14 protein-coding genes are annotated in these 24,910 nt (G+C 36.4%); 13 read left to right on the top strand and 1 reads right to left on the bottom strand.

Annotated features, from left to right (window positions below; all coding sequences use genetic code 11):
- Positions 1-16: 16 nt before the first annotated feature.
- Positions 17-964 (bottom strand): ParA family protein, encoded by a 948-nt coding sequence (locus GVN22_RS24100; protein ID WP_166553563.1) that lies wholly within the window; start codon positions 962-964, stop codon positions 17-19.
- 1,560 nt (positions 965-2,524) lie between these two features.
- On the opposite strand from GVN22_RS24100, the gene GVN22_RS24095 reads away from it, so the two are divergent.
- The 13 genes from GVN22_RS24095 (at position 2,525) to GVN22_RS24035 (ending at position 24,825) form a co-directional block, all read left to right on the top strand.
- Positions 2,525-3,076 (top strand): response regulator transcription factor, encoded by a 552-nt coding sequence (locus GVN22_RS24095; RefSeq protein ID WP_166553562.1) that lies wholly within the window; start codon positions 2,525-2,527, stop codon positions 3,074-3,076.
- A gap of 196 nt (positions 3,077-3,272) precedes the next feature.
- Positions 3,273-10,892, top strand: coding sequence for a hypothetical protein (locus tag GVN22_RS24090; protein WP_166553561.1), 7,620 nt, complete (start codon positions 3,273-3,275; stop codon positions 10,890-10,892).
- A gap of 7 nt (positions 10,893-10,899) precedes the next feature.
- Positions 10,900-12,357 (top strand): polymorphic toxin-type HINT domain-containing protein, encoded by a 1,458-nt coding sequence (locus GVN22_RS24085; RefSeq protein ID WP_166553560.1) that lies wholly within the window; start codon positions 10,900-10,902, stop codon positions 12,355-12,357.
- Complete coding sequence (locus GVN22_RS24080; RefSeq protein ID WP_166553559.1) at positions 12,354-12,809, top strand: SMI1/KNR4 family protein; 456 nt, start codon at positions 12,354-12,356, stop codon at positions 12,807-12,809. Before GVN22_RS24085 ends, GVN22_RS24080 begins: the two co-directional genes overlap by 4 nt.
- A 184-nt stretch (positions 12,810-12,993) precedes the next feature.
- Entirely contained in the window at positions 12,994-13,500 is a 507-nt protein-coding gene (locus GVN22_RS24075) for a hypothetical protein (RefSeq protein ID WP_166553558.1), read from the top strand.
- A 167-nt stretch (positions 13,501-13,667) separates the two neighbouring features.
- Positions 13,668-14,222, top strand: coding sequence for a hypothetical protein (locus GVN22_RS24070; protein ID WP_166553557.1), 555 nt, complete (start codon positions 13,668-13,670; stop codon positions 14,220-14,222).
- A gap of 45 nt (positions 14,223-14,267) precedes the next feature.
- Positions 14,268-17,663, top strand: coding sequence for a hypothetical protein (locus tag GVN22_RS24065; protein WP_166553556.1), 3,396 nt, complete (start codon positions 14,268-14,270; stop codon positions 17,661-17,663).
- 8 nt (positions 17,664-17,671) lie between these two features.
- Entirely contained in the window at positions 17,672-20,959 is a 3,288-nt protein-coding gene (locus tag GVN22_RS24060; protein WP_166553555.1) for a PA14 domain-containing protein, read from the top strand.
- Positions 20,960-20,969: 10 nt separating this feature from the next.
- Positions 20,970-22,550, top strand: a complete 1,581-nt coding sequence (locus GVN22_RS24055) for a hypothetical protein (protein ID WP_166553554.1) — start codon at positions 20,970-20,972, stop codon at positions 22,548-22,550.
- Between the two features lie 178 nt (positions 22,551-22,728).
- On the top strand, positions 22,729-23,949 hold the full coding sequence (locus tag GVN22_RS24050; RefSeq protein WP_166553553.1) for a Hint domain-containing protein: 1,221 nt from the start codon (positions 22,729-22,731) through the stop codon (positions 23,947-23,949).
- Positions 23,949-24,365: a hypothetical protein gene (locus GVN22_RS24045; RefSeq protein WP_166553552.1), complete on the top strand. Its 417-nt coding sequence runs from the start codon at positions 23,949-23,951 to the stop codon at positions 24,363-24,365. Before GVN22_RS24050 ends, GVN22_RS24045 begins: the two co-directional genes overlap by 1 nt.
- On the top strand, positions 24,362-24,604 hold the full coding sequence (locus GVN22_RS28490) for a hypothetical protein (protein WP_166553571.1): 243 nt from the start codon (positions 24,362-24,364) through the stop codon (positions 24,602-24,604). The genes GVN22_RS24045 and GVN22_RS28490 overlap by 4 nt, the downstream gene beginning before the upstream one ends.
- On the top strand, positions 24,559-24,825 hold the full coding sequence (locus tag GVN22_RS24035; RefSeq protein WP_166553551.1) for a hypothetical protein: 267 nt from the start codon (positions 24,559-24,561) through the stop codon (positions 24,823-24,825). The genes GVN22_RS28490 and GVN22_RS24035 overlap by 46 nt, the downstream gene beginning before the upstream one ends.
- Positions 24,826-24,910 lie beyond the last annotated feature (85 nt).

Below are 24,910 nucleotides of genomic sequence, written 5' to 3'. Positions count from 1 at the left end.
TAGTTGTAAAAAGTTTTTAGGCGTTCGAAGAAAACTCCTTAGCCAGATTCATATAATCGATTGCACCATTGGAATTTTGATCATAATCAAAAATGGTAATTTGAGAAATCTGTGACTCCTTCACAGAGACATTGCTTCTAATCTCAGTTTTATAAATTTTAAAATTCCCCAATGTTTGATATACATAATCAATCATATCACGATGTACTTTCAAGCGTTTATCCACCATCGTTAATACAACACCTTCTACGACAAGTTCTGGGTTAATACGTTCACGCACCTGTGAAATCCTTTCAAATAGATTATTTACCCCTTTCATTGCAGATACTTCGGGTTGCAATGTGACCAAACAGCTATTAGAGGCAACTAAAGCAGAGTTAGTAAAAATGTTTAAAGCTGGAGGACAATCAATTAGTATATAATCATATTTATCTCTAAGCGGATTTAATTTATTCTTTAACTGATTCACCCCTCCAACAGCTTGTACAAGCTCTAAGTCTGCGAAGGCTAGCTCTAAATCACTTGGCGATAAGTCATAATTCTCCGCAATTTGGAAAACAGGTAAATCTTCATTTTTTAATAACGCATTTACAACTTGTCGTTCAGGATTATCTATTCCTAAGGATTGAGATAAATTTCCTTGTGAATCCATATCAACTAGTAGGATTCTAAACCCTAGTTTACTCAAGGCTTTTCCAAGATTGATTGTTGTTGTCGTTTTACCAACTCCCCCTTTGTGATTAACGATGGAAATAACTCTAGCTTTATTGTGCTGGACTTCATTATACCCATATTTTATAAGAATGGGATATAATGCAGCAAGGTGCTTTGTATTAAGAACTCGGTCACCATTAAGGGCTTTGGCCAATGTACTAGTTGGTAGCCCTGCTTCTTTTTCAAGAATAGAGACCGAAAGAGCTGGATTTTTTCTTAGAAAGAAAACGGTTTGTTCGTTAGAGAGCATATTATCATATCTTTTTGTCTTAAAATTAGGATAAAAAACAATATTTGTCAATTATTTTTGACAAATATTGTTGATTTTAATGAAAAAACATAGTCTAGTTGGGTACCATGTCTGGTAAAGTATAGAACGAAGTCAAGAATGAGTAAAAACATAATGAACTGTATATTTTTAGACTATACTAAAAATGTAAAACCGACATATTCTAGTTGTTTGATGAGTTAGTTTTAGATAATCTTTCAAATTTGACCACACGAGTGCATAATCATTGTTCGTACCTTCTTGAATTTAAAAAAACTGAACGTTAACAGCGTTTACATTAATTTATTCAAATGTTGAATGAAGGGTGGGGGTATGTGGATAGAAAACTCTTAGGAATGTACTTATAGGTATTAGAGCTCTGTGGTAATCTGCTTAAAATATTGGTAGGCTAGTGATGCAATAATCTCAATAGCTGATAATAATTAAACTAATATTTATCACCAAGTATCAATGAATTGTGTATAGGATCGCTTTATCTCGAATCTATAGTTAAGCTCTATGTAAAGTGTAGGTAATGTTTAGTAAAACTTTATGCAAACTGTATTCAATCTACTGTTAAACCTTGTGGAATGTATAGGTAATGTTTAGTTATTCTTTATGCAAACTGTATTCAATCTACCATCAATCAGGTGTCATAACTCAAGTTTGTGTCTTGTACTCTAATTTAACCCAATATTTAGCATAACCTTTTTTGAAGCAAGATGGGGTTTCTGGCAGTCAAAAACTACCTAAAACCAGTGTGCAAGCACAAGTACTAAATTAGAGAGTCTAAGGTTTCTCATGAGTAGTACGATTTAAAGGTTTAAAAATGATGCAAATATTTAAATTTCAAATTCTGATGCGCAAAAATTCTACACTTATTTTGGAGCATATATTTCATGAGTGGTGTGCAAAGGGTATTCTTTCTTTACTTTAATATGATAGACGATTTTAGAGATAGACTATTCACTCGAAACTAGGAAGGTTATCTACTGCCTTCATCATTTAAAGCCTCTTTAACTTGTCGTAAAATATGATGGAATCTCTCCCTAATTGCTAGTAATTATTTATGTCATTTTCCCAATTTAGTCTGTAAAAGGTAAATTACGGACACCATATTTCTAACTATGACATTTAAGGATTTGCCAGAATCAAATTCCTTGAAAATCTTCGAAACGTCAGTCAGGATAAATTTGCTTCGTTTATACAGAGTTAAAGGTCATTACATTTTTATCTTTTAAAGCGTACTATTTTGAGGAAGCTTACATTTGAAGATATGAAAGATTAAAGAGCAAATAGATTTTTAACTATATAAAATATAATGATGTTCATTCAGAATAAATATTCTTTGGATATATAATTTAAACTTTACAAATTTGTATGATAAACGCCATTAATCACTGATAAACCTCATTATTCACTCTATTTGCCTTGTAATTTTAATATTTTATGATACCACACGACGCCTTAAAAAAACAAACGATTGTTTTAGCCCTTTCAAACTCGATTATCAATAGCTTTTTTTTTAGAAAATGTGAATCTATGAATGTCGATGTTGTAGCCTCTGTAAATGATGGAGAAAACCTATTTCCCACACTCAAAAAAACAAACCCTGACTTTTTATTGATTGACTCTGAACTTAAAAATTGTAATCGCCTAAACTTTCTTTATGAATGGAGTTCTAGTAATTCGAATACTAAGGCGATCATCTATTCGCAGACTGCCGAGAAGCTATACTTCAAAACCTTTCTTGATTCAAATGCTTATGCTTTTATTCAAGAGGATTGTGATGAACAAGAACTATCATTGTGCTTAAAAAATATTTTTGATGGAAAAGGAATGATATTTATTAAGCAATCATTGATGATTAATGCCGGGAGAGATGACGATGAGTCTCTTGATTTACAAAATCTTACTCAGAGAGAGAAAGATATATGGGACTTAATTGGGAAAGAATTAACAGAACGAGAGATTGCTGATAAATTATCCATTAGTTTATATACAGTGAAGACTCACAAAAATAATATTTCAAAAAAGATGGGTTTCAAAAATAAGAGAAGACTGACTAGAGCAGTTAACAACTATAAAGTTTAAGAAATGGGCCTTTCTACAGGCCCATTTCTTAAACTTTATAAACGTATATTTAATATCGTTATACTACTTTGGTAGTATTCATAGTATGAAAGTAGCACTCTTTGAAGTAGCTATAATGATACTTTTTGGTGATTTACATTATAAAAAAAAGTCATTTGCTTTGTATCACTAATACAACCTAAATTACTGAATTGTAATGCCTAAGTTTTACCAAAAAATCTACAATACCCAAACTACCTTTGGGTCATTATGCTTCATTATATTATTTCTTCTTTCTTTAACGAATATATCGTTGGGTAATAGTTGGTTATCAGATGATAAACCTACTACTCCTCTAAAAAGAATCAGCAAGGAGAATAAAATAAAGACTTCTATTTCTTCTTTGGAGCGTAATAATGCTCCAGATGCCTTTATTTTCACTGTTAACGCTTCAAAAGATACCGTTAGTATTGGAGAAACAGTAGAAATTAAAATTCGTGTTTCATGGGTAGATTATGCAGGTACAGCAGTACACTTCCTTCCTGAATGGTATAAATACGCACTTAAAGTAGTAATGCCTAAAGGATTTATCCAAACGGGAGGTGATTATGAAGATTACTGTACTAAGCCAGTGAATGAATTTCATCCTGAAGCTGTATTTACCATTAAAGGTCATTTTGAATACAAGTCAGAGTCTACATCATTTCGTATCCTTAGAGGTTTTGAAGGTGCGAATGCGAATAGTGAATTTATTTTTAAGCAGGATTTTAATCTTAATGTGATTTCAAAAATTAGCGGGGCAAAAGTTGAGGCAACTTGTTCTAAGCCTAGTTTTGGTAGTTACAAGCCAATAGCTAGATATTATTGTTATACTTATGTAACCTATAGTCCTACTTGCCCTAATGGAGGAAACCTTAAAAAAGAAACTTTATTTCTGCCTAAAAGCCCATCTCCAGGCTATCTTACTCAATGGGAGATGCAAATAGATAGATACAAATGTGAGTATACAACACCAGCTGCTTGTATTTCTGAAGAGATATATGGTGATACTCTTTATGTACATACCCCAAAATATCTAAATCTTCCAGAATCACTCAAGGCAGAGGGAAGTATTATACCGAATGCCTATGAATTTTGTACTGATTATAGTACATTTTTTTCACAATCATCATCCAAAGAGAAACTTACGCTTAATAATTATCTGATAACATGGTCCTTTGTATCAGATAATAAGAACTCTCAAATTATTGAATCTAAAACCTCTACAATCGAAGTTCCTGTTCCTTCTTCTGGGACGTTAAGCTTATTTTTGAAAGTTCCTTTAGAACCTGAAAATTTTTATAATCCAACTAATTATTGTGCTCCGCTTACTCATAGAGTAGAGCAACATATTACTTTAAAAAAATATGAAGAGGATATTAACCTTAGTGCTAAAGATGATGTAAAGAATCTTCTTAATCCGAATGGAGTCAAGCTAACTTCCTTACCATGCAGAGATAACTCTAATATCTTACTTAAGACAAATCAACTAAACAGTACAGCTTCTAATCAATCAAATGCTACTTTATTAGAACCAAAGTTGTATAGGAATAATGAACTAGTGAGTTCAATAACCCCCACTCTAACTGATGGTAAATACGTTTGGAGTTTAGGAAGTGCTAATGAACCCGGTAACTATTCTGTTCATTGTCAGTGTGCCCAGTCTAATATTATAGATTTAGTAAAAGATGCTAACTGTCTTACATTAAAACCTCCCTACCTCAAACAAAATAATCAAGATGTTAATCAGGTAACTGGGTATAGTGATACAAATGTTAGTGTAAAAATCGGATGCCCAGAAGGAAATATGGTATGGAGTTCTGCTGTTCCTTCAAAAGATGATAGCAGTAATGATGCATACTGGTTAACTATTGGTACTACTTACAAAGTAGGTTGTATTAAAGACGGTTGTTCACGAATAGATAGAGATATATCTACAAAGTCAGTTAACTGTGACGCTTCAACCCCTACGTTTGTTTACAGCCCCTCTCAACAAGTATCATCAGGTGTAAAGGTAAGTATTACAGGTAGCTGTACGAATGGAACTTTTAAATGGGACGATCCTAGTAATATTTCAAATCCCCTCTCTGTGGATGTAACAAGAAGCGTTTCATTTGGAGCAAAATGTATTATTGGGTCATGTTCTTCTGGTGCTACAGCCTCTATCAACGTAGGCTGTAATGCAACACCACCAACATTTGAATACAGCCCAAACAATTTTCCACTAAAAGAAGGTACAGGTTTTTGGGTCCGTGGTAATTGTAGTGTAGGAAGTACATTTTCATGGAATGATGGAGCTACAGGTCGAGAAAAGTGGTTTACACCATCAGCTACAACAAGAGTTTCAGGAAGATGTACATCAGAAACAATATCGGGGTGCTTTCAAGATGGATACCTAGATATTCCTGTGAACCAAAGAATCGCTATGTCTCTAAAACTGGAGAGACAAAATGCAATATGCGGAAATGGGAAATGTGACGGTAAAATTTTGGCAACAATCACGAATAGAGAAAATAAGTACACGTACACTTATTGGCTATATAAATTTGATGGAGCTAATTGGCAACCTCAGACTTTTAAAACGGTATCAGGTAACACATACAACAGTGGGGTATCAGACCAAGGTAATTCAATAGATATCAGAGAATTAAGTTCTGGGAAATACAAAGTTGTAGTAAGAGACTATCAATATGGTGCAGATGACCCTCGCGATGGTATTGAGGAAACTATAGATATAGCCGCTGTACCTTGTCCAAGTAGCGCTAATTTTAGTATTAGCACGACTTCAAACTGTATCCCAACTAATGGTAGTGTCGCTATTATTGTTAATGGATGTCAAAATGGTACTATTGATTGGTGGAGAGATTTGAATGCTTATGGAGGAGAATGGATTGCAAACCCATTCAATCCAAACAATGTCACAGTAGCAGGACGATACAAAGCTGTATGTAGTACAGCTGAGTGTCCAAAAGAAAGAAATGACTATGCTTTCTCTAATGCTATTGAGATTATTGCACCGGCTAATACCAAGCCAATTTTGTTAGCTGCCAATAATAAAACATTGGTTACTGTACCAGAATTAACCTATAATTTGTGTACAACAGATGCATCAGGTGTGCAACGTGATTGCCAACAAAGAAGTATATACTATCAATACAATAACTCAGGACAGCTACTTGCCATCAACGATGTAAGAGCTTTATTAGGTCAAGGTATTGGATATTTTGCCTCTAGCGATGCTAATTTGACTATGCCTACAGCATCGAGACTTCCATTTGTCTTGGGAGAATCTGTCACATTAATGGCTAATGGCTGTCCGAATGGTACTTACAGATGGTCGAATGGTGAAACTGGTAGTACAATTACATTACAACCTACAGCCAATACGCCTATTTATGTACAATGTTATTCTGGTGAAAGCTGTACTTCACAGATTTCGAATACTATTTTCTTAGAAAAAACATCTGGAAATTTTGAAGTGAGTTCTGCCGCTGCTGCCGTATGTTCTGGTGCAGCTAGTACGGTATTAACGGCCAAAGGATGTGAAAATAGCTTGATTGTTCGATGGTTTAAAGTAGGTGAAGCCAATACTATTGGTACGGGAAAAACTTTATCAGTGACCCCTACTCAAAGTGCCGAGTATTATGCTCGTTGCTATGAAGCAACTAAGCAATTGCTTGAAAGTAATAAAGTCAAAGTAGTAGCAGGATCAGCCCTAGGTGTTACGGGACTTGTATATAACAAACAGTCTATTGACTTAGTAACGAACTCCACAACAATTCGCCCGTGTACTAATGCAGAGGTTGTTTTAGAGGCTAAAGGATGTGAGGGTGTGGTAAGATGGGCAACCTTAATTTCTAATAAGGGTAGTGGTTATACATTTCCGCCTTCTGAGGGTGGTGTTGTATATAATACTTTTGGCAATGAAACTGATTACGCAGATATACAAGGCAAGTCCGGGTATAGTACCTTAATTACTAAGTTTACAACCAATCAGGTGGTATATGTAGGCTGTGCTGTTAAAAATGCTAGTGCAACTGGCTATCAGTGTACGCAGTGGAAGGCTATTAATGTTCAACTGAAAGGGAAATCTCAAAGTACCTTACCTCCTGGTGAGTACAAGTATTGTGAAGGTTCTCCTTTATCTATTGCGTTGTTATCAAGAGATACGACGGATAGAAGCTACTCGCTTAAAAAGATTGATGTTTTTGGGAATGCCTTCGAATTTGATTACAGACCCAAAAAAGCACAAAGCGGTAGCAATACCCAAGATCTAGCTCTAACAAGCCCATTTAATTTTGAAAAACTTCAAATTGAACAAACTGGTAAATGGAGACTTGATATTGTCAATGAGTGTGGGGTGGCTTCTAAGGACATTGATATATTTGTGGTACAGCCCCCTATCAATGCTACTTTCGATTTTGGTCTTCTGGTCAAAAAACTGACAGTAAAAAATAACTCTTCATTACAATTTAGAAAGATATATAAACAAGACCGATTTGTAATTCCTCAAAACCTAGATGAACAAAACGACTATTCTCCAGGTGAACCAGGTGAGAAAGACTATCAAGTCGAATATATAGACACTTATGCTTATTGGACGATTAAGAAAATTCTAAGCGATGGCACAAAGAACACGATCATAAATGGGCAACAGCAAACTAGGCTAAAAAGTGATTTAGATTGGGCAACTTTAAATTTTGATTTACCTGATTTAGGTAAATATGAGGTTACTGTAGACATTAGAGATAACAACACAATGTGTGTTGCTTCCTACACTCAAGTTATTGAAGCGAAATGTCAAGCACCAGCGATACCTCTCAAACCTGCTAATGCTGATAAGTTTTCATGTATTGGGACAAATACGGTAGTATTTAGTGCAACAGGCTGTAACCAAGCAGGTCAAGTATTGAAATGGTATCAATACAACCCGCAAGCTAGTAATGTAAATACCCTGTTGACTGCAACAGGCAATATTCTTAGTATTTCCACCACGGGTATGGCTATTGGTACTTATATGTACCGTAGCAAGTGCGTACAAGAAAGTTGTGAAAGTGATTTCTCTGAGAAATATAATCTTACTATTGGAGCAAATACTACTCCTGTAGCAAATGCGGTTGATCCAAAAACGGGTATAGCCTCACAGACCTTAGTTACTGCCATTCAAAACCGTAAAGTGGCATTGTCAATGACTGGGTGTGAGTACGGTAATGTAAACTGGTATCGTCAAGGAAATGCCAATATATTAGCCTCAGGAAATACCATTAGTGTAGACTACGCTACAGTTGGCAACGTAGCCAATCAAGAGTTTGCATTCTATGGACAATGTGTTTCTGGTGTTGCTCCAAATACTTGTACGTCTGCCAACTCGAATCTTATCAAGGTAAAATTCATTGCATGTCCTGCTGTAGCAAACATTACCATGACACCAAATGCCACAAGTGTGTGTGGTTCGGTAGTACTGGGTGCTAGTGGGGGCGACAATGTCTATGTTTGGAAAAATGCCGTCACTGGTGTTACCCTTTCTTCAGGCGATGCTTTTAAAGTAGAAAGTTCAGGAGGCTTCTATTATGAATCTTGCGGTGCTAGATCTAACACTGTAAACATCACCGTAAACCAAGTAAAGGCAGAAGTAGATGGGCCTGTTGTTACAGGCAATGCTATTGGTGTAAGAGAATTGTTAGGAGGAACTACTCCAACTTATCAGTGGCGCAATACTGCCGAAACTACTGGAACTGTACTAGGTACAGCAAGTTCATACACGCCTACACAGGCAGGGGATTTGTTCGTTTGGGTGACCAAAGGCTCATGTACTACAGGTCCTTTACAATCTCAGGCGTATGCTCAGGGGGCTAACTGTAACATAGATTTCTCTACGGGTACACAAGGTGTTGCTGTTTCTTGCGATGGTGGTATGGCAACTCTCACTCTCAAACATAATCTAACTACCGTACCAGCAGGTGCTGTTATTGAATATCGTTTAGATTTAGGCGCATGGTCTACAGATGCTGTAATTAGTGGTGTCCCTTATGGCAAGCATACGGTTTCTTTACGCTATACCAACGGTACCCAAATTTGCTATGCAACACGTAAGTTGGACGAAACAGCTTTTGATGCTTGTGGAAAGCTAGCCTGTGATGATTTGTATATCACAGCGACAGATTCACAAGGATTAGAGACTTCTACCATACCACGTGATCCTGCTACTAAAGGTGTTAAATCTCTAGTATTGAAGGTTGCTTCTTTCTCAGGAGACCCTCTAAATGGTTTGACCTACCAGTGGGAACGAGTAAGTTTAAGCCCTAATGCGCCAGCATTTACTTCTACCCAAGCAAGTATTAGTATTGCAATGCCTGGTACCTATAAAGTTACCTTAGCCAGAGGAACAAGCACTTGCTCTACCTTGATAACTATTGGAGCAAGCCCTTGTAATACCATTGCAGACCCAGCTACTCGTACTTGTACTACTTCTGCATTGACAGGTGTAGCCGACGAGGCAGCCAATAGACTTACCGATTTGGCGGCAGGTGATGTTGTACAAGCAGGTGATTTTAACATCACTATTACCGAAGTAACAGGCACTTCATCTGGTTGGAATGGGAAAGGTTATGTAACGGTACCTTATCTTAATGCTCAAGTAAATATCGTACTACAAAATGCTGTATTTAATGACTGTTATCAGCTAACGAATGCAAACTCATCATCTGAACAACCAACAGTATTTACTGAGTATGATCCAGATGGATGGCAAAATAATATTTACTCTATCGACTACGCTTTTAAAGGCTTAGATCAAATTAAACAAGAACTATTAGAGCTTTTCCAAAATTTTCAAAATACTCCTGAGTTTAAACAAAAACTTACCCAAAAACTTACAGATTTAGAAAATTTAATAAACCAAGCTAGTGAAAAGCAGCTAGACCCAGATGTAAAAGCAGAATTACAGGCAGCAATAAATGAATTAAAAGACCCATGTTTACCATGTTTAGAAGAAAATGCAACAATTATTCAGAGTAATGGAGAAAAAATAACTCCTTCAAGACCTTCGAGCGCAAGAACTGTTGGATTTGGAGTATGTGACGTTGCAGGAATAATAAGTAAGTTGAAAAACTTGAGTCCATATCAAGCTTTATTTAATTGTTTTATGGGGGCGTGTACTGAAGTTCTTTTTGGCTATGTAGGTAAATGGGTAGAAATAGCTTTAGACCCTCAAAAACCAGCTGTAGCTATCACAAACTTTACGGCTATAAAAAATAGCTTTAGTTCTTCAGATTGGTCTTCACTCACACTGGATGCTGCTAAGGGATGTATGGAAGCGGTAGTGCCTTGGGAAACAGGTAGTTCTAAATTAGCTAAAGCTTCTAATGTACTTTATGATGCGACAGTAGCATTTACAGGTGATATTATGGATCAGTACGATACTTATAAGGCGAATACATCCACAGGTAATAGAAATGTATCTACATTTTTTAAGCAAATCAACTGGAGCCCTCCAATAGTAGGGGCAGCAACCGCAGCTCTTGCAACTGTTGCCACTATGGCCATAGGTTCTAAAGGTTCAAAAGTTTGGACTAAGTTTAAGAATGCAGTATCAACATCTAGTGGATTTTTGGCCTTGCAAAAGAAAATGGGTCAAATGGGATGTTCTCCTGGGGTTTTTCAAACAATATGTAAAAAGTTAGGTATTAAAACATTTTGTTTTGCTAGTGGAACGTTGATAACAACTCAAGAAGGACTTATTCCTATTGAACAGATCAATCCTAACGCTCAAGTTTTTGATTTTAACTCTTTTAAATAATAGACTCATGAAGAAACAATTTATTTATTTACTTTTGCTATGGGTCACCTTTAATGGGTTCTCTCAAAAGCTCTCTGTTTCTATCCAAAATACAGTTGATACAAAACATCAACTAATTGAGCGTATAACGAATTTTAGTCCTAGCTACTTTATGCAATCGCCTCAACGATTGTTAGAGTATTGGGGAGATGAGGTACTCGATATAAAACTATATTCTGAAAAGGAACGCTCTTTTCAAGAAAAAATAAACGAGACGCTTGCTAAAAAATTTGTTTTGGCACATGCTGAAAGTCATGATGAGGATTTTCCGAATGATAACTATCAGCTCCCACTTGAACAAAGACTCATTGATAACGAACCTATTACGCCTTATACGTGGAAATGGGTATCTTTTGAAATCAGACAAGAAAGTGGAAGAACAGAGTCTGTTAAGCTCTGCCGACCTAATTGGTTTCTGAGGAAATTAGGAGCTACTGCTATTGGTAAAACGGTTTATCTAAGTATTCCCGAAACAGATATAGATGGCTATGCTATTGTTACAAAAATTAGCCCTTGTCAATTAGATACTCGTTTACTTTCTCCCAATCCTAAGAGCGAGTACATTTACAGACCTATTACGGGGCAATTTCAACATCAACAAGCCGAAGTTTGGGATTTTGAATTTTCGGATGGTTCTACTATTGGGGCAACATCTAACCACCCGTTTTTCTCACTTGAAAGAGGTGCATACGTTGCAGTTGGAGAGTTAAAGCTTGGTGAAACAGTAAAGAATAGTAGAGAGAAAACATTAAAGCTAACTAGCAAAACACTACGCACCCAAACCGAAACAGTTTACAATCTAGAAGTTTATCGAGACCATACGTATTTGGTTGGTGATGATGGGGTTTTAGTGCATAATGCGTGTTGGTCTGAAAAATTTAAGGCTTTCTACGATGAATTTAAGGATGATATACACTATAAAAAACTTTTTGAATCGGATAAATTAGTAATTAATTTTATTTCGGAGGCTGATTTAAATCTCTTTGGCAAAATCAAGAAAGACAATGGAATTGGTCCTTTGAAAAATATTGCAAAGACCGACTATAGTGTTAACATTGGTGGTCAAACCAAAAGTGGAAACCATTGGGCTATAAGTGGATTTACGAATGAGAAAAATCCAAATCTTAGCGATCCAATAGGCTTACCACCTCCATCTGATGCAACAAGTATTTTTAAAGGTTCTACATTTAATGATCGTATACAAAGGGGGAACGATTCAGAAGTGAAACTACTTGATAAAATCGCAAAAGAATTAGGGGCTACATCTATTACCCAAAAATTCCCAAATGCAACAGGAAAAGTTAAAATTATTTCAGAATTATTTCCTTGCGCTTCGTGTACAAAAATCATCAATCTATTTAAAGAGATGTTTCCTAATATAGAACTTGAAATAGTGGCACAAAGTAAACAAAGTTTTACAAGATGAAATACTTATCCGAATTACCCTTGTGGTTTCTTAATCATCCAAAGAATGTAGGATGTACCGAGGACGAAATAAAAGAGATGGAGTCTTTTTATGGTTTTAAATTTCCTGAAGCATACTGTGAATATTTGGCTTTCATGGGGGAAACATCATACTATATGAATGTACATGCTTATACTTCTGGTTTAGCTTATTTGAACTATGAGTATATGAGAACCTATGCTAAGTGGGTACTAGATATGTATAATGAAGATTATGGTACTAAAACGGCTTTCGATGACAACTTTATTATCTTTGCCATGCATGATGAGAGTTTTCTTTTTATGAAAAGTAATGAAGGTGAAAATCCTCCAGTATATGTTTTTAATGCGGATGGGCCTGGTTCAGAAGTAAGAAGGTGTGATAATTCGTTCATAGAATGTATAATAGCTCATATTACCCGTAAAGATACATAGGCTGTCTAGGTTGTAGTCTTAGTCAATAGACTTGTAGAGCTTGTTTATGAAAATTTCAACTTGATTTAGTATTTAATTGACGGTACTATTCACAAATTTGTACGCTATTCAGTGTTATATACACATTAGTCAAAATTTACTAGTTGGAAATTTTGATTATATTCACACCACCACAAACAAAATCATGAAAAAAAGTTTACAAAGTATTGTTCTCCTATTAGGTATTATCGCATTTTGGGGATGTAAAGATAAGGTAGAGCCAGCCTTTCAAGAGAGTTTTACTGCAACCATCGATGGGCGAGAGTTTAAGGCAGATAGCATTAGTGCAGATTCTACTTTTTTTGGGGTATTTTCCATCAGAGGTTTGCACCGTCCAGATACCAAAAAGATTCAGCATGATGAAGGTTTCTTTATCGTATTACCTGGAGAGATGAAAGAGGGAGATATTTACAAATTTCCAGATAAGCATCCAAGTACTTATCCAGATGTGTATTATTCTAATCCCAACCCTAATAATTACAGAGAGTGGCGTACTCGTTACACCACCCAAAATACCGCAACCGTATATATAGACCAGTTTGATAAAAAAACTATAACACTCAGGTTCGAAGGCACTTACTATGATCCCAAAACCAAACAACCTATGACAGTAAAAGGCACCGTCAAGTCAAAAGTGAGCTATGCTCAATAGTATTGTCATACAATAATTACGATGTAGGAGAGTCTTTTCCCATACCATTACAACATGGCATGGAGGATACGTTTTTGCCTTTTATTCGTATAAAATCATTTTCTGAAGCTTGGTTTGTCACTATACAAGCCTAGTAAATATTGTCTTTATTTAATATTCAAATCAACATGAAACGGTTATTACTCTTATTGATGCTTGGTAGTCTAGGTATTTTTTCTTGTACTAAAGAAAAAGAACCAGAGCCTCAAGATAGCTTTGGTACAACAGGAGGATTGAGCCTAAAACTAGATAACTATACTTGGAAATGTGAGAAATTTGGAGCTGAGTATGATTCTCTTTTCAAGGCAGTTTTTGTCTCAGGCGCAAGGCTAGGAACTACCAATGGTGAAATAGCCAATGTGGTATTGGTCATTCCATTCAATACACCTCTCAACGTTCCCCAAAAAATAGGAGGGGGGTATGGTGGTGTTCGCTACCCATATCTCTTTGTAAGTTCACTTTCGGCAGTAGACGGGCTAAGACCAGGTTACTGGGATAGTCGCACCGAAAGTAAATCATCAGAAGCGACTTTTACGATTACAAAGCTAACAACAGAAGAAGTACGAGGTACTTTCTCTGGGGAGCTCTGGGATTTAAACCTACCAGGAGGGCCTAGAGGCAGTGTTTTGGGTACAGTCAAAATATCTGAAGGACAATTTAGATTGTTTCGTACCAAAAAGTAAGTAAGCCTCAATTGCCTAAAGTGGACATTAACACCTTAATATTCCATGCACAACTTTTACAAATATCTAATAGGGATGCTCATCGCCTGTTTTTGTTGGCAAACCAGTTTTGCTAATGATGAGACACTCCCTTCGGGAAAAAACAAATCCCAGCCCAAAGAACAGCCCTCTACAGGTGTTTCTGCCGAAGTATCTGCTGAAAACATCGTCGGGAAGAAAGCAAGCCTCGAAGCTCAAATAGAGCTAGAAAAGGCTATGCAGTCGCTTAATCTTCAAAATGTATCCGCACAAAAAGTCGTACAAAAAGACTTTATGATGGATGTATCCGAGCGATTGAGCATGGCAACCGTCGACAATAGAAGCCAAGCGAGAGGAGTTTTTCAATATCTAGATAGCAAGAATCTCTACAAAGAAGGCGACCTTCAGTATGATGATTTGATGACTTTGCCTATCGGATTAAAAAAATCATTTAACAACTCTAATGCTACAGCAGAAGTAGGCGTGTTAAAAGCCAACTTCTTCGCAGACTATGCAGAGATTACGATCTTTGTAAGGTTAAAAATCAATGTGCCAAACTCAGGAAGTGGCTCTACCGAAAAAGAGATATTCTTTGGTGCAGATAAAGTAAAAGTATCAAAGGCAGGAGGAGTACAAGCGTTTAAGGCCATTTTATTAGGTGATTTTATAGTTCCAATGGGTAGTTGGACTCTCAAACTCAAGGGAGGATTAGATATAACTACAGGAAACATTATTCCCAACAATGCGACATATTGCCAAGTAGAGTGTGGTCAGTTTAAGGAAGCCATGATAGATGCGGAATTAATATTCCCTCGCAATGTCCTTGTTCCGTTAGACCCTACCACCTACGAGCCCACCACCGACCAAACAGATCGAGTAACAGGGCGCTTTAAGGTAAAATGTGAAAATGGGTTAAATTCCATTATCGCCAAAGCAGATATTGATAAACCTTTTGCTGCTGCCAGTTTCGATAAACTTGGCTTTATTCTAAAAGAAGTAGTAATAGACATGAGTGATACCTCTAATGATGGTATTCCCTCAGGTTTGGTAACAGGTCAAGAAGATTTGGGAGGTAACACCAATTATTGGAAAGGTATATATGCTGCACAGTTTTCAATTCTGTTGCCTAAAGAGTTTAAAGATAAAGAAGTAAATCATGCTTCAGGTAGAAAAGCCATCACCATTCAAAACTTTCTATTGGGCAAATCAGGGGTAAGTGGAACTTTTTCATTTGAAGGTACTGCTGGCTCACCTGCCATTTCTTTGGCAAATGGAGATGCCAGTAGCTGGTCTTTCTCATTGTATAGGTTCAGTGTTACTTTAGATAGAAACAAGCTAGTACAAGGTAATTTTCAAGGACAATTAAAACTACCATTGGCCCCCGATACACCATTTGAATATGATGGGTCATTCAAGGCTGATGGTAATTATCAGTTAACGGTAAAGACCAACAGTAGTTATACCTTGAAGTTCAAACCATGGCGTGCCACTGCTACAGTAATTAATCCAGAAATTACTTTGGCAGTAGTGAATGGTGCATTTAAACCAACTGCAAGGCTCAATGGAAAAATGACGATTGGAACCAACCTTTCTGGTACTTCCGATTTGTCAAACTCTGATGATGCCCTTTTGCGACTTGCAGATATTGAGTTTCAAAATTTAGTCCTAAAAACAGACGCACCTTATATTTCATTGGATGCTGTAAAAATCACCAATAACCAAAAGTTGGCTGGTTTTATGGTCTCGGTTGATAATCTGGGTGTAGCGAAGATTGATGACGAAAGATTTGGGTTAGATGTAGGATTGGGCGTTTCGCTGATGGCCAATAAACTTTCAGGATCGGCAGGAGCACAATTTGTGATGCGTTACCGTAAAGAAGGAGGAGCAGAGTGGGAATTAGAAGCATTGAAGTTCCAAAAAATTTCAGTTGCAGGAAGTATAGGCAAAGCGGTAGAACTATCTGGTATGGCAGAGGTTTATGAAACCTCACAAAAGAAAGGATTTAAAGGGCAAATCATGGCTCAAGTAACAGGAGGAAGCCTTAAAGTAAAAGGAGCTGCTTGTGCTGAGTTTGGTTTTCAGAAAGAGCAAAATTATCATTATTGGAATGTACAACTAGCTGCACAGTTTTCTCCGAGTTTGCCATTGGTAGCACCTTTTGCAATTAATGGTGCAAGCATAGGGGTATATCATCACATGAAAGCACAAAGTACTTCTGGGGGTAATTCATCGCTCTGTTCTTTAGGTTCTGAAAATGTAGAGTACAAAGATGACAAATCTATTGAGCTTGGTGTAAAAGGAGTATTAGGGCTAGAGGCTGGTAGCTCCTTCGCATTCAAAGGATTTGCAGGATTAGAAATGGTATTTGGTACACAATATGGTTTACAATCAGTTGCACTTTTTGGAGAAGGTAAAATATTAGGTGATTTTGAAATACCAAGTAGTCTTGGTTATATGAGTAAACAGTATGCAACGATTCTTGATAAGGAGACTAGCCTAAGTGCCGAAGAGTTAGCGTCATCAAGAGCAGGGAATATTAGCGAAGATATGTTGAAGAAAAAGGCTGAGAATCAATTTGGTGATGAGCAGTCTACCAAAAATGTACCAGGAGCAATATATGCTAGAATCGGGATATTATTGAATCTTAAACCTGGAGAAGAATACTTCAAAGCCAATGCCAGTGTAAAAGTAAACGTAGCCAATTTTATCACAGGTAGTGGAGATATGGAATTGTTTATTGGGCATAACCCAACCAAAGTAGGCTTGCCTAATGAATGGTGGGTATATGTTGGTACCCCGCAAAAGAGACTTAGTATAGATGTTGATGCTATTGCTATAAAATCAAAAGCTACAGCCTATTTTATGCTAGGATACAACATCCCTGACTTACCTTGTCCAGCTGATGGAATAGTGAGGGACATGTTCAAAGACAAACTTGTATGTGATTCTCAAGGCTTTTACAAGAGAACTTGCGATACTCAAAACAAAATTGACTTTGCAGCAGGTACAGGACTCGCCATGGGTATGAATGCTCAAATTGAAGCAGGTTTTAATCTAGGACTCTACGGCAAGGTACGTGGAGAATTAGGATTTGATATTAATGTAAAGGAATATTCCAATCAAAATTTCTGTGGCCGAGGGTATGGAGTCAATGATTTAGGAATAAAAAGATGGTACGCAATGGGACAAGTATATGCAGGGGTAGAGGTTGAAGTTGGAATTGATGCTTTACTTGGCAAAATCGAACTAGCTTCAGGAAGAGGTGCTGTATTGTTACAAATGGGTATGCCAAATCCTGTTTGGGGAAGAGGACTTCTTCATCTATCATTAAGTTTGGGTGGTGTTGTTGATATAAGTACTACCCCTGAAATCAGCTTTGGAAACGTTTGTCCTGAAATCACTGGTATTAATAATTGTAATTAAAAATCATCATGAACAGATATAAATTATGTTTATTGTTGATATTGTCAATAATAAACATCGGTAACGCACAGTTGATTGATGGGTCTTATAGATTTAGTCCGTTGAATACACAAAACAACCCTAAATTTTTACAAACAAAAGCCCCAATTAATCATACGTGGTCTACACAATACGAACCATCAGGAACTTATGCCTATCAACAACACGATGAGTCATATAGTGCAGATCAAGTTTGGAATATTGAGCGAGTAGAGAAGGACTACTTTAAAATCACTTCAGCTTACTCTGGAAAGTGTATGGATGCCAGTACTGGGGATGGTCAAATATTCCCGAGAGATTATACAGGTATTGATACTCAAAAGTGGAGTTTTACAGCCTCAGCAATGGGAGGTTATGTAATTACTAACAAGCAAACAGGAAAGGTATTATCGGTACAAGGCGGAAATGGTGCACAAGACAGTGGTTTTTTAATCATGCACGAAACTATGTTTCCACAGTCACTAGGAGCGGACCCAATGAGTTCGCAAAGGTTTCTGGTCACTCCTTTTACGCTTACTAACTTTCCTGTACAAGGAATAGGAACGGGGCTTAGAGCAACTTATAATAATGGAACTAAATTTACAGGCTTGGTAGCTTTAACAAGAACTGATGCTACTTTGAACTTTGAGACCTTCAATACTTCTGTTCTTCCTTCTAGTGCTTTTTACAATAGAATATTTTCAGTAAGATGGGAAGGAAAAATAGAGTTTCCTGTTAGTGCCAAATATAGACTTTATCTAAAGGCTGCTTATGCTGTCAAAGTTTGGGTAAACGGTAAATTAGTCGTAGAAAGAAATCATTATGACCCAAATGACCTAGAGTTTTTTGTTAATGCTCAACAAGGAGAGCAAAAAGATATTAAGATTGAAAATGAAACCTATCAAGATCAAGTAGGTACTATTCTTCAATGGCTTTATCCAGGGCAAAGCAAATCAGTTATTCCTAAAAAATATCTGTATCCAACGCTTGGTCCTAAAGATGTTGCCATCAATACAAGTAGCCCAAACAATTTACAAGTCATAGCCATAGACTCTGTAAATAGAGTGAAATTGAGATGGATACCTACCACACCAGAGTCATGGTTTAAAGGTAATAATGCAGGCTACAAAATAGAAAGATTTACTACTAAGCGAAATGGTAGTGCTTTAGGTACACCTTATCCCAAAACAGAATGGGTTGTAAAGCCAGAGCCAATGAACAGTGCTTATTGGAAGAAATATATCCCAAACTATGTTGATCCTAAGTATTTTTCAACTTTTCGAGGAACTTCAACTTTTATAATGGCTGCTTATCAACTACTGTATGGGCAAAATGAAATCGCATTACCACAGAGATATTTCAGTATGGCAGTCAATACGAACCTAAGTTTTGAAGCGGCCAAAGCAAGTGGTTTGGGTTTTGTAGATAAAACTGCATTAGATACAGAGGAATATACTTACACTATTAGTTTTTTGGATCCAACAACTGGGATTGATGCAGGATCTATCGCCGTGAAAGCTGGAACAGGCTTACCGACAAAACCGGATACGCCTAAAATACAATACATGGGTAAACTTGTAAGCCAAAAAGAGAATGCTAATATAATGGATAGAGATAGCTTACCTGTTAGGCTTTCTATAAACGTTGTAAATGCAAGAAAATATTTTGGAAGCTTTTGGGTTGAAAAAAGCAGTAGTGCAACAAATAATCAATACGTGAAAATTAACAAACAACCTGTTTTTAATTTTAGTCATATTGATAGCTTAATCGCATTTGATACCATTTCTTACCATAAAAACTCTACGTGTAAATATAGAATTATAGGTAGATCCTATTTTGATGAGGATTGGACTTCTAATGAAGTAACATCAACTTATACAGCACCTTTAGAATTTGGAGCCAATATTATTAAATCAAGAGTAATTAGTGATACGACTGCTTACATTAAGTGGGTTTATCCTTCAGGACAAAACTTTAGTCAAGCCGACATCCAAGCTTTAAAAGCCAGAATATCGAGTTTTAGTATCGAAAAATCGGATTTCCCCAATTCAGGTTTTACGACCTTGATGTCTAATATTGCAACCACAAAGGATTCCACTTTTTTGATGGACCCAATTACTCCTACAAAGAAATTTGCTATTAAAAACAACGCTATCTATGTAAGGGTTGTAGCGAATGGAACAGACGGTAAAAAGGTTTATTCATCCTCTGTGATGATTCAGCCGATAGATAATCTGCCGCCACAGAAACCTAAAATATTATCAGCAACCTTAAGTGGGGATAAGAAAACGGTTTCAGTCACTTGGCAATCAAACACAGAATCTGATTTAGATGGTTATGTTGTATATAGAAAGAATTTTACAGGAGATAAATATTGGAATGTACTAACTCCTAAGTCAATAAAAAGAACAAATCTTGTTGACACACTACATGTCTCTGTCAACACTGATAAACTTTGGTATGGCTTAGCAGCGCTTGATACAAGAGGAAATTACTCTTTAGTTGATTCAATTTCAGTAACACGACCTGATCTTCTGGCACCAATTAATCCTATGTTCAAGCAGGTTACCACAAAAAAAGATACCGTTCTTTTGAGTTGGAGAATTGCAAATTATGGTGACGTAAAAGATTATACGCTTTACCGAAATGAGCAAGCGGGTTGCCCTGCCAATGGGTGGATTACTCTGAAAACTTACACAAGCCCTCAAAAGGACTCTACTTATACAGATAAAGGAATTAATGGTAAAACGTATTGCTACGGACTAACAGCTAGAGATAATGTCAATAACTCATCCACAGCAACTCCGTTAATTGTTGCTCTCAATTTTACACCTGACAGGTTGGATATACAATCATTCACGGGAAGTTTTGTCTTTGATGAGAAAAAGATTGATTTAAGCTGGCTCTATAATGATACTTCTTCAGATTTATCATCATTTGAATTGACCAGAGCTGAAGGTACAAATACCTTTTCGTCTTGGAAAGTCGTAACAGGCCAGCAAAAAAGCATTACTGATTCAGAGGTGAAATTTGAAAAACAATATAAATATGCAGTAAGAGCTTATTATACTGACGGAACTTCAAGTAAATGGAAAACATTCGACATCACTCTACCGAAAGGATGTAAAGCAGGTGTACTTCGAGCTGTTAGAAATACTACACTAAGTTCACTAGGTATTAGTCAGGATATAGTTTGTAGTGAAGTAATATTAGAACCAGGCTTCGATACCGAAGGACAAGCTTATGAAGCAGCAATTGACACAACTCCTTATAATTAATCAAATCGTCATGAAAAAATATTTTTTATTATTAAGTTTTATTTGTGCCTCGCACTTTATTTACTCACAAAATAATACCTTCCCAACTACAGGAAATGTGGGTATTGGGACAACTACGCCTGCGGATAATTTGGATATTGTTGGAAATCTTCGGTATTCATCTTTATTAAAACCTGCCGGGAATGCTGGTACAGACAAACAAGTATTGATGAATATTGGAGGAAATACCAACGTTTGGACAACATTACAAACTACACATTTAGCCAATTTTGCAACAGAAATTGCCAAATATGTTCCCCTAACTGGTGCTGCTATTACGGGTAGTTTGTCATTTACAGATAAAGCAGGTACATATCCAACAGCACAGAGAGGTTTTTTTTGGGATCTCAATAATGATAAAACAAGTATTATTACCACTCAGCCAGCATCTGATCAGACTAATTTTACATTTCAGATAGAAGATAATGCGGATGCTAACGATAGATTTATTTTTAGAACTAAAGAATGGCGTGGTTCCGATTACGATGTATATCAGCTATATATGGATGGAACTAAGGCTGTATTTAACTATCCTGATTTTTTGGGTACGACGGGGACTTCTAAACCTTTCGATTTCTATATCATGGGAAATGGTCAAACTAATAAAAATTTGAATAACCCTATTTTCAAAACAGTAGCAACAACCAATAGAGTAGGGATTAATAATGGAAACCCTCAAGAGGCATTAGATGTAACTGGGAACTTTAAATTAAGTGGTAAAATAAAATATGGTAACAGCGAAAGTAGAACTGAAACTCGAGATGATGTTGGTATAATCGGTAATTCGGGAGCCCAGTCTGGATTTTTTGAAACAGCCACACCATCGAGTAACTATCCCAAAGGAGCCACAAATTGGTGGCACTTATTAGACATTAGACATTCAAATCTTACGAACAATTATGCCATGCAATTGGCAGGATCCTTTTTTGATCAAAAAATATTTTTCAGAAAGACAAATAACGTTTCGAATCAAGCCTGGAGTGAGTTGATTTCAATGGACACAACAGGTCGTATCAAATTAGATAATGATTTATCAGCTTCAAAGAAGTCAGTGATATTAGGTGGATACAAACAGGGAGGAGCTATCAAATTTTCTGCCAATAGTACTACCGCCAATAATAGAAATCTTGAATTAGGTAGTATTGATAATAACGGTGTCTTTACTTCCAGACTTGTAGTGAATGCAGAAACAGGGAATGTTACTATTGGCTCTGTAGCAGCGCAGTCTACCTATAAACTAGCTGTTGGCGGTAGCATGATTGCAGAAAGAGTTGTTGTAAAAACAATTTCGGCCTGGCCAGATTATGTTTTTTCACCAAGTTATGAATTGCCAAAACTATTTGAAATCGAAAAATTTGTAAAAGCAAATCATCATCTACCAGGTATTCCTTCAGAAAAAGAAGTCCAACAAAATGGTGTGGATGTGGTAGACCTCAATGCTAAACTTTTACAAAAAGTCGAAGAAATGACGCTATTAATGATACAAATGCAAAAGCAAATAGATAGCCAAAAGCAAGAAATAAATAAATTGACTCAAAAGATTGAGAGATAAGCTATTGATGCTAAATCAAAACTCTAAGCTTCTGTATAATTTCTATAAAAGTTGATATAGAAGCTTAGATTAAACTCAACTTATACCCAATTGATTCAATTTCGTATGTAGAGTTCGAGCCTTTGAAAAGTGGTCATTTTCTCTAAACTTGTAACTACCAAAGTTAATATTATTCATAATGAAAAAACACTTTCTACTACTAACCTTTCTTCTTTGGGCTTCGGCAACATTTGCTCAACAAAGCAAAGTTGTAGCCGTCAATTACAGCGAACAGACTCCCAACAAAGACGTTGTCGCTTTAAAACCTGCTGACATTTTTCGTAAACCCGAACTAACACTTCAAGTTTGGATTGACCAGCCTGTTTCTTTGTCGATATACGATGACAAAGAAAAGAGATTTCAAGAATACCTGAACGAAAAATCAGAGAGTATTGTCAAAACATACTCACCTGTCGCTGATGAGGCTTCTTACAGCAACGACAATCTCAAACTACCCATTGACCAACGAAGCATTGATAATGAACCCATTACACCCTATACTTGGAAATGGCTTGATTTAGAAAAAGAAGAAAATGGCGAAAAAGTCGTAGCCAAACTTCGCAGACCTAACTGGTGGATACTTGCCAACAAAGCTGACAAAATAGGAAATGTCGTTTTTCTTACCTTAACCGAACAAGGAATCTCTGGAGGTTTCACGGTTAAGGGCATTAGAATTAGCCAAATAGATACCCGTTTGATGAAGCCCAAACGTGAGGGCGATTACACCTACAGACCTTTGACAGGCTGGTTTGAACATGAAACCTCAAACGTTTGGAATTACACTTTCAGCAATGGCGAAACGATTGGCGCAACACCCAACCACCCATTTTTCTCCGAACGCCGACAAGACTACATCCCGATTGGAGAAATTGCTATAGGCGAAGCCATCCGCAACCCACAAAATGAGGTAATTACCTTAACCAGTAAGACCCCAAGAACCAATGGTACAGAGAAGGTTTATAACCTAGAAATCTATCGAGACCATAACTTTTTGGTGGGGAATGGGGGGCTGTTGGTGCATAATTCGTGTTTACCTAAAATATCAGTTATAGCTCCAGATTGGGTTACTAAAGGAGCACACATACATTTTGATGACATTGAGTTAGCTGTTCGACCTGATGGCAGAGGTGGTGTAATTTTTCAAAAAGTCTTTAGCAGTACCCCAGATAGAGATTTTGATGAAGCTGTAAAGCTTGCAAAAGAAGCTTTAAACGACCCTAAATGGCGATTGAAATTCATCACACAAGTAGAGGCTGGCAGAACATATATGGGTACGATTACAGGAGCATTAGAAACATTGGCAAAAGGTAGAGTTGCAGAACTTAGTTTTTTAATAAGTGCATTAAAGAAGATAAAGTAATGAAAATTAATTTAGAGGATATTTTAGACAGAAAAGCATACAACGATATGAAAATTGGTGAAAAATTCACTACGTTTAAGTCTAAATATTACCATAATTTTTTCGACCTTAGCGAGAAAACACCTCATATTAAAATTATTAAAATGGAAAGTGTTGAATATACGTTTCACAACAACTTTTTGCTTTTTTTTATGATAAATTGTTCTCGATTCAAGGTTGATTTTTTTATAGAAAATAATATTATCGACCTCAATACTTCTACAAATAAGTTAAAAGAGCTATTGATAAAAAAAAAAATTAACTACATAGAATATGAGATTGGAAACCAGTTGAATATTAAAACAACGAATAACACAACGTTTATTTACTTAAATTCTTCCAATCAAGTAACCCTAGAAACAATTGTTATTGAATAAAAAGGAAAGCCATCCACAACCCACAAAATGAGGTAATTACCTTAGCCAGTAAAACCCCAAGAACCAATGGTACAGAGAAGGTTTATAACCTAGAAATCTACCGAGACCATAACTTTTTGGTGGGGAATGGGGGGCTTTTGGTGCATAATAGTGTTTGCCTGCTGGCTTCATTAGTTTTGGGTAGTTTAAACAATTGGGAACTACAATTCAAGCTAAATTTGCAAAAAATAAATTTCTGAATACTCAATTCTATATGCAAGGTAGTGCAGCATCAGAATTCAGTTTTGAAACTGGTAAGCTATTTGATGAAGATAGGATTAGCGACTTTGATATAGCTGTCACAGGAGATGCTATTTACAATAAAGCAAAAGCATTAGGGTTAATTAGTGGCAATAAAAGTGGGAAAATAGAAGCGGGATCTAAGGCTGTTGTAAGCTTCCCCAAAAATAGTACAGATTAAAAGTTTAGAAAGTGTGATATTTTTTAACTTTAGGTAAGTATTATGAAAAGCAGCAAATTTAGTCCGACCGAAATTGCAAAGATTC

This window comes from Cellulophaga sp. BC115SP, from assembly GCF_009905545.1.
Lineage (GTDB): Bacteria > Bacteroidota > Bacteroidia > Cytophagales > Spirosomataceae > Flectobacillus > Flectobacillus rivi.
This window is presented reverse-complemented; position numbering and strand designations above follow the sequence as displayed.